15 protein-coding genes are annotated in these 14,172 nt (G+C 65.4%); 6 read left to right on the top strand and 9 right to left on the bottom strand.

Translation table 11 applies throughout. The features are described from left to right. Position 1: 1 nt before the first annotated feature. On the bottom strand, positions 2-985 hold the full coding sequence (locus tag AB0313_RS10145) for an ABC transporter permease (RefSeq protein ID WP_141945040.1): 984 nt from the start codon (positions 983-985) through the stop codon (positions 2-4). A 266-nt stretch (positions 986-1,251) separates the two neighbouring features. Beyond that, entirely contained in the window at positions 1,252-1,863 is a 612-nt protein-coding gene (locus AB0313_RS10150; protein ID WP_366305329.1) for a helix-turn-helix domain-containing protein, read from the bottom strand. Positions 1,864-1,982: 119 nt separating this feature from the next. Between AB0313_RS10150 and AB0313_RS10155 the strand changes: the two genes are divergently transcribed. From AB0313_RS10155 to AB0313_RS10170, 4 genes are all read left to right on the top strand, one after another. Further along, positions 1,983-2,540: an NADPH-dependent FMN reductase gene (locus tag AB0313_RS10155; RefSeq protein ID WP_366305330.1), complete on the top strand. Its 558-nt coding sequence runs from the start codon at positions 1,983-1,985 to the stop codon at positions 2,538-2,540. A 186-nt stretch (positions 2,541-2,726) separates the two neighbouring features. Then, positions 2,727-4,019, top strand: coding sequence for a PLP-dependent aminotransferase family protein (locus AB0313_RS10160; RefSeq protein ID WP_366305331.1), 1,293 nt, complete (start codon positions 2,727-2,729; stop codon positions 4,017-4,019). A gap of 44 nt (positions 4,020-4,063) precedes the next feature. Then, on the top strand, positions 4,064-4,492 hold the full coding sequence (locus tag AB0313_RS10165; RefSeq protein ID WP_141945033.1) for a universal stress protein: 429 nt from the start codon (positions 4,064-4,066) through the stop codon (positions 4,490-4,492). A 177-nt stretch (positions 4,493-4,669) separates the two neighbouring features. Next, on the top strand, positions 4,670-5,005 hold the full coding sequence (locus tag AB0313_RS10170) for a hypothetical protein (RefSeq protein ID WP_141946678.1): 336 nt from the start codon (positions 4,670-4,672) through the stop codon (positions 5,003-5,005). A 46-nt stretch (positions 5,006-5,051) separates the two neighbouring features. On the opposite strand, the gene AB0313_RS10175 is transcribed toward AB0313_RS10170, so the two are convergent. The 5 genes from AB0313_RS10175 to AB0313_RS10195 all read right to left on the bottom strand — a co-directional run bounded on the left by AB0313_RS10175 (position 5,052) and on the right by AB0313_RS10195 (position 10,646). Beyond that, entirely contained in the window at positions 5,052-5,669 is a 618-nt protein-coding gene (locus tag AB0313_RS10175; protein WP_366305333.1) for a phosphatidic acid phosphatase, read from the bottom strand. A gap of 3 nt (positions 5,670-5,672) precedes the next feature. Continuing rightward, on the bottom strand, positions 5,673-7,157 hold the full coding sequence (locus AB0313_RS10180) for a dihydrolipoamide acetyltransferase family protein (RefSeq protein ID WP_366305335.1): 1,485 nt from the start codon (positions 7,155-7,157) through the stop codon (positions 5,673-5,675). A 7-nt stretch (positions 7,158-7,164) separates the two neighbouring features. Beyond that, positions 7,165-8,145, bottom strand: coding sequence for an alpha-ketoacid dehydrogenase subunit beta (locus AB0313_RS10185; RefSeq protein ID WP_141945029.1), 981 nt, complete (start codon positions 8,143-8,145; stop codon positions 7,165-7,167). After that, positions 8,145-9,377, bottom strand: coding sequence for a pyruvate dehydrogenase (acetyl-transferring) E1 component subunit alpha (gene pdhA / locus AB0313_RS10190; protein ID WP_307309161.1), 1,233 nt, complete (start codon positions 9,375-9,377; stop codon positions 8,145-8,147). The genes AB0313_RS10185 and pdhA overlap by 1 nt, the downstream gene beginning before the upstream one ends. 150 nt (positions 9,378-9,527) lie before the next feature. Continuing rightward, entirely contained in the window at positions 9,528-10,646 is a 1,119-nt protein-coding gene (locus AB0313_RS10195; protein ID WP_366305337.1) for a histidinol-phosphate transaminase, read from the bottom strand. A gap of 103 nt (positions 10,647-10,749) precedes the next feature. Between AB0313_RS10195 and AB0313_RS10200 the strand changes: the two genes are divergently transcribed. After that, positions 10,750-11,175: a phage holin family protein gene (locus tag AB0313_RS10200; protein WP_141945023.1), complete on the top strand. Its 426-nt coding sequence runs from the start codon at positions 10,750-10,752 to the stop codon at positions 11,173-11,175. Positions 11,176-11,368: 193 nt separating this feature from the next. Next, a complete protein-coding gene (locus AB0313_RS10205; protein WP_307309167.1) occupies positions 11,369-12,280 on the top strand; it encodes a hypothetical protein in 912 nt (303 codons plus the stop codon). Positions 12,281-12,340: 60 nt separating this feature from the next. On the opposite strand, the gene AB0313_RS10210 is transcribed toward AB0313_RS10205, so the two are convergent. Both AB0313_RS10210 and AB0313_RS10215 read right to left on the bottom strand, forming a co-directional pair. After that, on the bottom strand, positions 12,341-13,717 hold the full coding sequence (locus AB0313_RS10210) for a hypothetical protein (RefSeq protein ID WP_366305339.1): 1,377 nt from the start codon (positions 13,715-13,717) through the stop codon (positions 12,341-12,343). Next, positions 13,714-14,019, bottom strand: a complete 306-nt coding sequence (locus tag AB0313_RS10215) for a hypothetical protein (RefSeq protein ID WP_141945019.1) — start codon at positions 14,017-14,019, stop codon at positions 13,714-13,716. The genes AB0313_RS10210 and AB0313_RS10215 overlap by 4 nt, the downstream gene beginning before the upstream one ends. Positions 14,020-14,172: the final 153 nt, after the last annotated feature.

A 14,172-nucleotide genomic window follows, 5' to 3' on the forward strand; every position in this document is an offset into this window, starting at 1 on the left:
GCTACTGCACCCGTACTCTGGGGTCGACAAGCGTGGTGGCGAAGTCCGCCAGGATGGCGCCGATGGCGAAGATGACAGAGCCGTAGGCCAGCGTTGCCGTGGCTGCGTTGACGTCCTGCAGGGAGATGGCGTCGATGCTCCAGGAGCCAACGCCGGGCCAGGCGAAGATCTTTTCGGCGAAAAACCCGCCGGCGAAAATGGCCGGGACGGTGAAAGCGATGCTCTGGGCCACGGGGATGAAGGAAACGCGGAGGGCGTGCCGGGCGATTGCCCGGTTCCGGCTTAAGCCCTTGGCCCGGGCGGTCCGGACAAAGTCTGCATTGACGTTGTCCAGCAGGTATTGCCGCTGCGCGATCTGGTAGGCGCCCCAGCCCACCAGCGTGATGGCAACCGTGGGCACCACATAATGCGCCAGCAGGTCAACGAACTGGGGCCATCCGGGGGCAACCCCTGGCGTGGAGATGCCGGTGACGAAGAAGATCCGGTCACCCACGGTTTCGTTGATGCTGATGGCACCCAACTGCACCAGGAAGTAGGCGATGGGAGCAGGAACGATGTAGGCGAGGTAACTATAGGACGTGATGACGCGGTCCTGGAACTTGTACTGCCGCGCCGCCGAGTAGACACCCAGTGCGACCCCGATGACGAGGGTCAGGATGATGGACGCCAGGAAGAGCCGGGTGGAAATCCAGACCCGGTCCCCGAACTCGGCGTTGATGTATGCCCCGTTGGGGCTCCGGCCCCAGTCCCACCGGGTAACAATTGCGGTGAGCCAGTCCACGTAGCGCTGCCACGGGCTGAGGTCCGGGTCCAGGCCCTTCAACCGCATGGAGTTGGCGACTTGTTCCGGAGTGGGCCGGGGAATGCGTTCCTGCTCCAGAAGCGCCGGCTTAAGCGAGCTGACCGCCAGGAAATAGCCGGCGGACGTGGTGAGGAAGATCATCACCACATACGTGATGCCGCGCTTGGCGAGGTACTTGAGCATGGGCGCCGCTGCATCCTTCCGTCTTCCCCGGACGAGTACGGATTGTGCCGCCTGACCGGGTCCTGCACCAGCGGTAACTGGCCTTCCCGCAGCCTCATGGGCCTGTCCTGGTGGACTATGTCGCGGGTCACATTCCAGAGGAAACTATCACAAGGCCCAAGCCGAAAAGGGCGCGAATACCCAGAAATCCGGCGCGCCGTATCAGATCGTTATGAATAGTTCTGTGAAGTTGTTTTGACTGGACGCAGGGAACCGCAATGCGTATTCTACGTGGCCATTACAACCCGTGTGACAAGATCACGCCACGACACTGCCAGTCGCTCAGTTGTGACGCCATGCTGACGGATGAGGTGCAGGAGCCGCTCCGGGTCCAGAGTGGCGGTCAGGGATCCGGCCATCAGCCACGGTTCCGGTGAACGGAAGCCCGCCTCGCGAAGCAGCATCTCCACATGCCGGTTCCAGAGAGCAACGGCCGGGACCTCGAACCTTCCCCTGACTGCGTGTCCGGCGGCCAGGACCAGGTCCCCGTACTCCACCACGTAGGCAATCCGCTCGGCCCCAAAGGCCAGGAGACGGTCCAGTGGCGGGGCGCCGGGTCCCAGTGGCGGCGGCCCGAACAGGAAGCGTGCCTGGAAGGCGGCCTCGGAGTCGTCCAGGAGGGTCAGCATCAGTCCGGCCCGGCTGCCGAACCGCCGGAAGACCGTACCCTTGCCCACGCCGGCACGCTCCGCCAAGCGGTCCATGGTGAGTGCGGCCACGCCACCCTCCTCAATGAGATCGCGGGCGGCCAGCAGGAGGCGCTCCCGGTTCCTGGCGGCATCACTGCGTTCCGCGGCTGCTGCCGGCGTCATGTCCGGGCGCACTGGGATGGAACTCACAAGGACAGTGTAGTCATCGGAAATACAACCGGACCGTGGTCCGTTTAGTCTAGTGAAGGCTCCCCGAGCCCCAGTTTCGACCGCAAGCGGCCCCCGCCGCCCAGCTACCAGGAGTTCCCATGACCAAGAGCACAGTCTTGACCCTTGTCGGCAGCCTCCGCGCCGAGTCCACCAACCAGAAGCTGGCCGAGGCAATCCAGCTCAACGCCCCCGAGCAGGTTGACGTCGTCATCCACGAAAGCCTGGGCAACATCCCGTTCTACAACGAGGACATCGACGTGGAGGGCAAGGTTCCGGCTGCCGCAGCGGCACTTCGCGCAGCAGCCGAGAAGGCCGATACCGTCCTGCTGGTCACCCCGGAACACAACGGCACCGTTCCTGCGGCCCTGAAAAATGCCATCGACTGGCTGTCCCGCCCCTTCGGCGCCGGCGCGCTGTCAGGCAAGCCGACTGCCGTCGTGGGCACCGCCTTCGGCCAGTACGGCGGAGTCTGGGCCCAGAATGAAGCCCGCAAGGCAGCCGGCATCGCAGGCGCCCACATCCTCGAGGACGTAAAGCTCGCCGTCCCGGGCTCCATGGTTCGCTTCGCCGAGGTGCACCCCAAGGATGACGCCGAGGTAGTGGAGCAGATCAAGGGCATCTTCGACGCCCTTGCCGCTTCCGCACAGGCAGCCTAGTCAGGCCTGCCCCGCACGGTGCCCGGTACGCGTTAAGCGTGCCGGGCACCGCCCGTTTCCCCGCCCGAAGTTCCGCGGCCAGCCATTCTCCCAACCGATACCTTGGCGGGACCACGTATATCTGACGTAGCCGTAAGGATAAACAAACGTTGCTTTGCGGGCAACGCCTGGCTGTATCCTGACCCTGTGACCCACGAAACACTTGACACGTCCGCAGGCACCCTCCCCGCGGAGGCCATTGATGCGATCGAGCGCGCCGCCACGTCGGCCCACCGCCATGACGAGCTGTTTTCGGAGCGCGCAGCCAACATCCGCCAGTCCGCCGTGCGCGATGTCTTCGACATTTCCATGCGGCCCGGCCTGGTGTCCCTTGCCGGCGGAAGCCCGTACCTGCAGTCCCTTCCCATGGAGCGGCTGGCAGCGACGGCAGCCAGGATCATTGCAGAGGACGGCCTGACCGCCCTCCAGTACGGCGCTGGCCAAGGTACCGCCGAACTCCGGGCGCAGATATGCGAAGTCATGTCAGCGGAAGGCATCGTGGATGCCCGCCCCGAAAACGTGGTGATCACCGCAGGCTCCCAATCGGCACAGGACGTGGCCACCAAGCTGTTCTGCAACCCGGGCGACGTGGTGCTGGTAGAGGACCCCACCTACGTGGGCGCATTGAACACATTCGAGGCCTACCAGGTCCAGGTGGAGACCGTGGAAATGGACCGGGATGGCCTCGTGCCGCACCTTCTGGAGGCGCGGATAGCGGCCCTCCAGCTGGCTGGAAAGACCATCAAGTTCCTCTACACGATTCCCAACTTCAACAACCCCTCAGGCATCACCCTGGCCCAGGAACGCCGGCAGCAGGTGGTCGATATATGCAGCAGAGCGAATATCATAGTGCTCGAGGACAATCCCTACGGCCTGCTTCGCTTTGAGGGCGATCCCCTCCCTCCCCTGCGGGCCGGCAATCCGGACGACGTCATCTACCTGGGCTCCTTCTCCAAGATCTTCGCTCCGGGCCTTCGCATCGGTTGGGCCCTCGTCCCGGAGCACCTGCAGCGCCGCTATTATCTCGCGGCGGAATCTGTAACGCTCTGCCCGCCGGCCTTCAACCAGATGCTGGTCTCCGCCTACCTGCGCGACTACGACTGGAAGGGACAGATCGCTACCTACCGGGGACTGTATGCCGAGCGGTGCCGCGCCATGCTGGCCGCACTCAAGGAGTACATGCCCGCCGGAAGCACTTGGACCAGCCCGCAGGGCGGCTTCTTCGTCTGGGTGACGCTGCCTGAAGGCGTTGACACCTACCCGCTCCTGCACAAGGCGATCGACGCCGGCGTCGTGTTCATCCCCGGCGCGGCCTTCACGCCGTCGGACGAGCCATCCAACAAGCTCAGGCTCGCTTTCAGTGCCGTGCCTCCGGACGCCATCGCCGAAGGGGTGCGCCGCTTGGCGCCGGTGCTGCAGGAAGCCATCGCCGCGCTGTAGCGTAAGCCACACGAGAGCCGAAGACCGAGCAAAGGAACATGCATATGGCTGGAATCATCGTTGTAGGGGTGGACGGCAGTGAGACCGCGAAGAAGGCGGCGGAATCGGCAAGGGACCTGGCCGCAGGCATGGACGCTTCGCTGCACGTCGTCTCAGCCTTCGACAGCGACCGCACGGAGGTCTTCGGCAGCGGCAGCGACCGCTGGATCGTTTCCGACGCCGATGCCGCGGAGCAGGTGGCCCGCACGGTGGCCGAATCACTGGGCGGCGACACCCCCGTCACGTATTCCGCAGCGCGCGGCCGCCCCGCCGACGCCCTCATCAAGGAAGCTGTGCGGATGGACGCACGCATCATCGTGGTAGGAAACCGGCGCATGCACGGCATCGGCCGGGTGCTCGGCAGCGTGGCCAACAGCGTAGCCCACAACGCCCCCTGCGACGTATATATCGCCAACACCTACGAAACCGATTAAGCCACCCCCAACCGCCGGGGAGTAACGCGGAACACCCTCCGTGGTGGCGGATATCGCTGCGGGGGGTGTCCGTTCTCACCGCAATACCACCCTTTCAGCTGATGGCGCAACGATAAAATTGGGTAGGCCCCCAAAGGCGTGGACTCTGAAGAATCCACCTCCAGCGAAGGGCTTACCTTGATCACTCTGCAGCGCCGCCAGCTTGTTGGCCACGATATCCTCCTGGCCCGCCATGGCAACCACATCAGCTCCATGCGGGTGGACCGAAGCAATGACCGGGTGGTGGCCCTGCTTGATGACGGCAGCCTGGACAGCGCACCGAACCTCATCAGTCCCACTCTGCAGCTGCCTGCGACCGTACGCAGCGTCCTGCGCGAGGACTGGAAGATGCTCAGCGCATGGGCCGGCATGGCCGCGCTGGTGGGTGGCCTGATGACCGCAGCCGCAGTGGTGCTGGGAACAACGGCCGATCCCGCTATCCTCGACGCCCTCAGTTCCTACAACGCCTACTAGGCTCCACACCCCCGCCGCGCTGCCCCGCACGGCGAAGGGGCCTTTTTCAGTGCACCATCCAGCCCTGCAGCAGCCACCAAATCCCGGCCATGACTACGCCGCCGAAAAGCGAACCGGCCACCACCTGAGCCAGGGAGTGGGCCCGCAGCACCACCCGTGACCAGCTGACTGCGGGGATCAGCAGCAGCAGCGGGGCCCACCCGGAACCCAGTATCAGCACCGATACGACGGCGGCGCAGGACATGGCAGCGGCATGGCCACTCATCTTCCAGAAGGGGCTGACGGCGGCCATGACGGCCACGCCGCCCACCACCGCCAGGACCATCGCAACCACGGCCGGGGGCGCCCCAACGGCGTTGAGCACGAGCAACCCTACGGCGATGCTGCCCAGCGCCATTAGGAGTACGGGCGCACGCTGCTTCCGGTCGCTTACGTGGTGGTCTGTGACCTTCCCCATCCTGACCAGGACCAGCAGCACCACAAGCGGCAGCACGCAGACAAAGAGGGCCGCCAGCGCTCCATAACCAATGGTCTCGGGAAATCCAGGCTGTGACAGTGGACTGATCAGCAGCTGCAGGCTCACCACCACCGGCGGCTGGAGGACCTCCGTCACCCAGGTGGCGGTGCGGTTCTTCAGCCGGATTGCGCCGTTGGTCGCCGTCACTGCCTAGTCCAGGAGCAGCGCGGGCTCTTCCAGGATGGCCGCGACGTCAGCCATGAAGCGGGCCGACAGATCACCATCCACCACCCGGTGGTCGAAGGATCCGCCCAGCGTGGTGATCCAGCGGGGAATCACCTCGCCGTCCAGGACCCAGGGTTTCTGCTTGATGGTTCCGAAGGCAACGATGGCCACCTCGCCGGGATTGATGATCGGAGTCCCCGTGTCAATGCCCAGCGCACCGATGTTGGTGATGGTGAGCGTCCCGCCCTGCATCTCCGCCGGCTGCGTTTTGCCGGCCCTGGCAGTGGTGGCCAGGTTGTTCAGCGCCTGGGCCAGCTCCTTGAGTGACAGGTCCTGGGCGTTCTTGATGTTCGGCACCATCAGGCCGCGCGGTGTGGCTGCGGCAATGCCCAGGTTCATGAAGTGCTTGACCTGGATCTCGGCGCTGCCGTCTCCGTTGTCCACCCAGGCTGCGTTCACGCTGGGGTTGCGGGCGGCAGCCCAGATGACGGCCTTGGCCAGGATGAGGAGCGGGGAAACCTTGATGCCTTCAAAGTCACGGGAGGCCTTGAGCCGCTTGACGAACTCCATCGTGCGGCTGGCGTCGACGTCCACGAAGATGCTTACGTGCGGTGCAGCGAAGGCCGATTCCACCATTGCCTTGGCCGTGGCCTTGCGGACGCCCTTGACCGGAATCCGCTCCACCCTCTGGCCCTGCGGTTTTCCCGCCTTGCCCCAGAAGCCGTCCGCCTTGTCCAGTTCGGCATCGCGCTGCGCCTGGTAGCTGACCAGGTCCTCACGGGTTACCTCGCCATGGGAACCGGTGGCGACGACGTCCGCAAGGTCGATGCCGAGGTCCCGGGCAATCTTACGGACGGGCGGCTTGGCCAGGACGCGGTTGACCAGGCCGGTGATGGTGCCGCCGAAGGTGGGGCGGTTGTCGACGGCGGCCGCGGCGTCCGCGGACACCGCGGCGGGGGTGCGGGGCTGGACGGGCTCCACCTGGGGGGCGTTCACCGTCACGGCGGACGCCGGACTGGCGGTGTTTGAGCCGGTCGAAATCCGCGGGCGCCGCTTGACGGCGTCGGCCTTGGGGCCTGAACCCACCAGCGGACCGCCGGCCGGGGCACTTCCGCCCGCACCGCCGTCGGGCGTTTCCTCCCCTGCGACGTCCTCCGGCAGCTTGCCGTACAGCGGCTGGGCCGGTGCCTTGGGGGCGGGGACATCCGCGGGCGTGGGGTCGCCGTCCACCTGGTCGGTGACGCTGATGATGGCGGTGCCGACGTCGACCGTCACTCCTTCCTCCACCAGCAGTTCGGTGACGGTCCCGGCAAACGGGGATGGCAGTTCCACGATGGACTTGGCGGTTTCGATCTCGCACAGGACGTCATTGATGGCGACGGCGTCACCCGGTTTGACCTTCCAGGAGACGATTTCCGCTTCGGTCAGGCCCTCGCCGACATCGGGCAGGTTGAACTTGTTCAGGGTCATGGTGTCCTCAGTAGGAGAAGGCGCGGTCCAGCGCCTCCAGGATGCGGTCGATGTCCGGAAGGTAGTCTTCCTCCACCTTGGCAACGGGGTACGGCATGTGGAAGCCGCCGACGCGGATCACCGGCGATTCAAGCGAGTGGAAGGCGCGTTCGCTGATGCGGGCTGCGATTTCGCCGCCGATCCCGCCGAACGTGGGCGCCTCATGCGCCACGATCAGGCGCCCGGTCTTCTGCACTGAGGCGGTGACGGTGTCGAAGTCGATCGGCGAGATGGACCGCAGGTCGATGACCTCGACGCTCCGGCCGTCCTCCGCTGCGGCGTTGGCAGCCGCAAGTGCCACGGGAACCAGGGGGCCGTAGGCAACGACGGTTGCGTCCGTGCCTTCCCGCAGCACGTGCGCCTTGAAGGGGTCTTCCGCCGGGCCCTGGTCCTCGACGTCCACCTCGCCCTTGAGCCAATAGCGGCGCTTGGGTTCGAAAATGATCACCGGGTCCTGGCAGGCGACGGCCTGCTGGATCATCCAGTAGGCGTCGTGCGGGTTGGACGGTGTGATGATGCGCAGGCCGGCTGTATGGGCGAACAGTGCCTCCGGGGATTCGGAGTGGTGCTCCACTGAGCCGATGCCGCCGCCGTAGGGAATCCGGATCACTACCGGCACTGTGAGGTTGCCGTGGCTGCGGGCGTGCATTTTTGCCAGCTGGGTGGTGATCTGGTTGAAGCCGGGGAAGACGAAACCGTCGAACTGGATCTCGCAGACGGGGCTGTATCCGCGCAGGGCCAGGCCGATTGCGGTTCCGATGATGCCGGATTCAGCCAGCGGGGTGTCCACCACGCGGTCCGGGCCGAACTCGCCGATCAGCCCGTCAGTGACGCGGTAAACGCCGCCCAGCGGGCCGATATCCTCGCCCATCAACAGCGATTTGGGGTTGCCGGCCAGGGTGGCCCTCAGGCCTTCGTTGATGGCCTTGGCGATGGTCATGGTGGGCATCAGTGGCCTGCCTTTGCTGCCTGTCCGGCGGTCTCTTCCCCGTCGGCGAATCCTGCACTGTACTCCTCGAACCACGCCAGTTCCTCGGCCACCAGGGGGTGCGCTTCGGCATAAACGTTGGCGAAGGACTGCCGGATGTCAGGGTTTTCCAGATCGTGGGCGGTCCGCCGGACATAGGCGGCGAGCTCGTCACCGTCGGCCTTGACCTTGGCAAAGAAGGCGTCGTCGGCCAGGCCTTCGGCACGCAGGTACTTCTCAAGCCTGGCCAGCGGATCCTTGGCCCGCCAGGCGTCCTCCTCCGCCGACTGGCGGTACTTGGTGGGATCATCGGCGGTGGTGTGCGCGCCCACCCTGTAGGTGAAGGCCTCGATCAGGACCGGTCCGTTGCCTTGGCGGGCATGCTCCAGCGCCCACTCCGTGACCGCGTGCACGGCAATGACGTCGTTGCCGTCCACCCGGATGCCGGGGAAGCCGTACCCCTTGGCACGGTTGGAGAGGGGAACCCGGGTCTGGACGTTGGTGGGAACCGAGATGGCCCAGTGGTTGTTCTGGCAGAAGAACACGACGGGGGCCTTGTACGAGGAGGCGAAGACCATTGACTCGTGGACGTCGCCTTCCGAGCTGGCCCCATCGCCAAAGTAGGCGATCACCGCGGCATCTGGCTTCTGGCCTGCGCCGTCCGATGCTGCGGAGAGCTTCTGGTCCCGCTGGATGCCCATTGCATAGCCAACGGCGTGGAGGGTCTGTGCCGCCAGGACCAGCGTGTACAGGTGGAAGTTGGTGTCCTTGGGGTTCCAGCCGCCGTTGGACACTCCGCGGAACTGGCGCAGGAGCTCGGCAAGGTCCACGTTGCGGGTCAGTGCCACGCCGTGCTCACGGTACGTGGGAAAGATATAGTCCTGCGGCTGGCTGGCCCGGCCGGAGCCGATCTGCGCTGCTTCCTGGCCCGTAAGCGGCACCCACAGGGCCAACTGGCCCTGCCGCTGCAGGGCGGTTGCCTCGACGTCGAACCGGCGGATGGCAGCCATGTCGGCGTAGAGGCCGCGCAGGTCCTCAGGGGTGAGCTTGTCCGCATATCCGCTGAACACCGGATCAGTGCCCAGCTTTCCGTCAGGCGCGAGCAACTGCACCATCTGGGCCGGTGGCTCGCCCATGACGGCTTCAGCATCGGCTTCCCGCTGGTCGTCTACCGCTGTTCCGTCGAACTCGGTGGAAGGCAGATGAGTGCCCATACCGTTCTCCTCGCTTGCCGCATCCGGATGCAATGCAATGTCGCTGGGATATATGCCGCAAACGGAATACATTCCGTTTGCGGCATATACATTGGCTTACTGATCCTAACTTTATCTTCGGTAAGTAGCGGAAGGGCTACTTGTTAAGTGCTAGGAAGTTACGGGCGCCTTTGTATAGTCGGCACACAACTCAAGGAAGCGGGTATTCGCCTCGGGTTCACCGATGCTGACCCGGACGCCCTCTCCGGCGAAAGCCCGCACCGAGAGGGCACGCGAGCCTGCGAGCTCAGCGAAAGCAGCACTTTCAGCCCCGAGGGCAAGCCATACGAAGTTCCCCTGGGGATCGGGGATGGTCCATCCGAGCTTCCGAAGGCCCGCGGTTACGCGGTCCCGTTCGTCCACGAGTTTTTGTACCCTTTCCACAACCTGGGCGTAATTCTCAAGGGAAACAATTGCCGCCGCTTCGGCTATCTGGGACACGGCGAAAGGGGTTGCCGCAACCCGAAGGTACTGGGTGAGTTCCGGGTGGGAGACGCTGTAACCGACGCGCAGCCCGGCCAGGCCGTGGGCTTTGGAGAACGTCCGGAGCACCACAACGTTGGGGTATTTGCGGTACAGGTCTATTCCGTCCACGGAGTCCTGCGCCCTGACGAACTCCTGGTAGGCCTCGTCGATCACCACCACTACATCTGCCGGGACCGACCGGATGAAGGCCTCCGTTTCTGCTGCGGTGAGGGCCGGGCCGGTGGGGTTGTTGGGCGTGCAGAGGAGGATGACTTTGGTGCGGGCACTCACGGCGGCCGCCATGGCTTCCAGGTCGTGCCGCCCGTCCGGGGTCAAGGGGACGCGGACGCTCTCTGCCCCTGCCAGGCCCACGCTGATGGGGTATGCCTCGAACGAGCGCCAGGCATAGATGACTTCGTCGGCCTTGCCGTCGTCATTCTGGCCCGCAAAAGCTGCGAGGATCTGGTTCAGGGCGCCCAGGCTTCCGGCGCCGGTGACGATGTCACCGGCGGGAACGCCCAGGAACCCCGACAGCGCCGCACGGAGCTTGCTGCTCAGCGGGTCCGGGTAGCGGTTGAAGTCCGTCTGGTGTGAAATTGCATCGAGGACGGCCGGAATCGGCGGCAGCGGGTTCTCATTCGAGGACAGCTTGTAGCTGGCCAGTCCACTGACGGCGGCAGGCGGCTTTCCTGCCACGTAGCGGGGCAGGCGGCTCAGCACCGGGCGCGGCGGAACTCCGCCCGCCGCGGTCTCAGATGAAGTCATGGCCCCTAGCCTACTTCCAGCCCCTGCGCGGAGCGGGGGCTGGCCGGCTGAATTTGGTGGCCGGCGCCAACCACGCGGCAGGACCATATGGAAGCATAGTGGCATGGGTTCGTTCCTCCTTCGGGTCATCGTTAATGCCGCAGCCCTCTGGGTGGCCAGCTGGGTCCTGCCGGGCATGGACATTTCCAGCACTGCGGCATCCGACGCGGTGGCCCGGAGCGGTATTTCACAGGACACCCAGACCGTCGGGGTTGTCCTGGCTTATCTCTTCATCGGCCTGATCTTCGGCGTCGTGAACGCGTTCGTGCGGCCGCTGGTGCGACTGCTTGCACTTCCCATCACCATCCTGACCCTTGGCCTTTTCGCGATCGTCATCAATGCAGCGATGCTGTACCTGACGGCCTGGATCAGCAGTTACACCCCGGTGCACCTCACCATCGATTCGTTCTTCTGGACTGCCGTCCTGGCCGCAATCATCATTTCCCTGGTTTCACTGGTGGCGGGGTTGCTGCCGGGCGGCCGGCGCTGACCTTCCTCCAAGGGCCTGCCCGTCTGAGTACGCGTGCGCCCGGAAACAGGTACCCAACAGGTGCCGGTCCCCGTTACAGCTCTCCAAATTCCAGTACCGGCCACCCATGACCCTGCAGCGGTCTGCCTTCTAGGCTGCAAGCCGGGCCGGCAAATGGCCCGTACTGTCAGTTCCGGAATTTTGGGGGCCACACATGAAGCCCATAAAAACCCTGCTCGCTGCCTGCCTGCTTCTTGCCTGGCCAGGGGCCCCGGCCTGCGCAGATGCCGGGGCCGGCAGCACGGCGCCCCTGGCCGCGGTGCTGGGCAACGACATCTCCTGGCCCCAATGCGGCGGCGATCTTCCTGCCCCCTCTGCCTTCGCGGTGGTGGGCGTCAATGGAGGGCGGCCGGACACAGTCAACCCGTGCCTGGCTGCCCAGCTTGCCTGGGCGGACCAAAGCGTGGATCCACAGGGGGCCAAGCAGGCTGCTGTATACGTGAACACTGCAGCCCCAGGGCCGGCGGAGTCCCTGTGGTGGCCCGCAAACAACACCTACCAAAGCGTGGAAATCGCGAATCCTTACGGGATGTGCGGCGGGGATGCCTCTCCAGCCTGCGCGTTCATCCATGGCTACGCCATGGCGTCCAGCGCCGCGGCCGCCCTGAAGGATGCGGGCGGCAATGCCATGCGGCAGATGTGGTGGCTGGACGTCGAAACCGGTAACAGCTGGCAATGGGACAAGGCAGTCAATACGGCGGAGCTGGAGGGCATGACCGCTTATCTGCAGGGGGCAGGGGCCGAAGTGGGCATCTACTCCTCTGGATACCAGTTCAATGAAATTGTGGGCGACGTCAGTCCGCGCAGCAACCTGTACAACCTCCAGAACTGGCTGGCGGGCGCCTACTCCGCAGAGTCAGCGCAGGAGTATTGCGCTGCCGCCCCTTTGACCCCGGGTGGAACCGTCACCACCACGCAGTTCACGGCAGACGACCTGGACTATGACTACCGCTGCCCTGCCCCCGCCCCGGCACCGGCTCCATCACCGGCTGCCCAGCCGGCTCCTGCACCGGACAAGACGCGCTCGAATCTGTATGCCGAACTGCACGCCGCCCAAATCTCGTAAGTCCAGCTGCCGGGTGCGGACTGGGTCAGCTGCAGCCGGAATTTTCTGCAGGCTGGTCATTTACCGGGCACCCGGCTGCGGCCGTCCGGAAAAGGGGTCACGGCGATCCTTGGGAGCCGGGGGCGGCGGGGTCCTGGACAGGGAGAAACGGGTGGCAGTGACAGCACCGCCCGCGCCCAGGACAGCACCCAGCGCCGCCGTGGACCGGACCAGCGACGGGTCTTTGCTGAGACCTACCTGGCGGGCCGCCTCCTCGTAGCCACCGAGGCGATGCCCGGGCCCCAGGCCCGCATCTTCCCCATCAGGGGTAGTCACCGGGTTGGTCATGGTGACTGTCACCGTGTCCCGGGCATCCGGATTCGGAGCTCCGTCTGCGCCGGGGACCCAGTCCGCTTCATGCTCCAGATGCAGGGAACTCACCCCCGTTCCCGGTGTAATTCCGCCGACCGGTGATCCTGCAGTCAGCACGTACCGGACATCGTAAGTACGGAGGAAACGCGGATCGGCAGCGAGGTTCATGGCATGGATGCCGCCCTGGCTGTAACCCACCGCTACCACTGGGGCCCCCTGCTTGGCACCGGCGGCCTCGAGTGCCTCAAGGACGGCGGCATTCACTTCGGAGGAACCATAAAGCATTCCTTCGGCGATGCCTGCTTCATCGAACGGGTTGGAACCACCCGCTCGAATGCCTGCTGGCTCGGTGCCGGGGATGATAACGACGTAGGCGGTTTCCGCTCCGTTTGGCACCTCGAGGACTTCCATGAAGCCGGGGCCGCGTGCCTCTATCTGTCGTATCCGCGCCAGCAGGCCCGACGGCGAAGCCTCAAGTTCCACTGCCACTTCTTCTTCCCGCTGCACCCCGATGTGCCTCGGCCTGAAACCCGAGGCGAGGCCAAACACGGCATCCCGCACCCACGGGTTATGTGCAATGTTGGCTTTCATCACCGAAGCCCGCGCGCCGAGCTGGTTCACGAGCCATTCGGCGGTTTGCCCGTCGGCGGCCTTGGAGGCGAGGATCACGAGAGCCGAACGCAGGAGCTCATGCGGGCTGCGGTAGCCGAAGAACCGTCCGGCAGCAGCGCGGTCTTCGGCGTTCTCATAGTCCAGGATGCAACTGCGGACCCCGGCGCTGATCCGCTGCATTTCAGTGCGGACAGTCCGCAGCGCCCACCCGCTGTCCCGCACGCTTGCCACATGGCCCACATCTGACCACGCAGCCTGGTGGTCCACCCGGCACAGCTCGTCCAGGATCCGCCCGGCCTCCTCCTCAGCCCGCAGGAGGTCCTGTGCCAGCCATTCGAGCTTTTCGGCACCTGCAGTAAGTTCCTCAAGCTGCACACTGATGCCGCATGTGCCGCCGCGCACGCTGAGGCTGCCATCCCGGGAAGGGCCGTAGAGCCTGATGCCCCCATCTCCCGGCGGAGGCGCGGCGCTCATCCTGGCCAGCCGGAAGGAGCGAGTGGCCGGGCGCCGTCTTCCTGGGCCCGCCGTGCCACCGCGCGTCCCGCTTCCTCCAGCCGGTCGAGCGCACGGCGCAGGCTGGCTGCCTGATGGGCAACAGCATCCCGGTATGCCCGGCCAGCCGGAGATTGCCAGTCGAGCATCTGGATGTCCTGGAACCCGCCAAGCACCTTTTCCACCCCGGCGCTGCAGGACGCAAGACGTCCCGAGAGCGACTGCAGCTGGGCCGCCAGCTGCTGCGGGCTGCCCCCTGTCCCGTCCATCAGACCATTCCCCATGCCAGCTTCCCGTCCCGGCCCTTCCGGCCAGGTGATCCTCCTGGCCCTGCTGCTTCCAACGCTAGGGGCGCGCCCCACGCGCGGTAAGTGCCGACGTCGGCTATGTGGACAAGTAACGTGGACCCCGCGCTTAAGGCGCCGCCAGACTTCATG

The sequence above is a fragment of the Pseudarthrobacter sp. NPDC080039 genome (genome assembly GCF_040702335.1).
GTDB lineage: Bacteria > Actinomycetota > Actinomycetes > Actinomycetales > Micrococcaceae > Arthrobacter > Arthrobacter enclensis_A.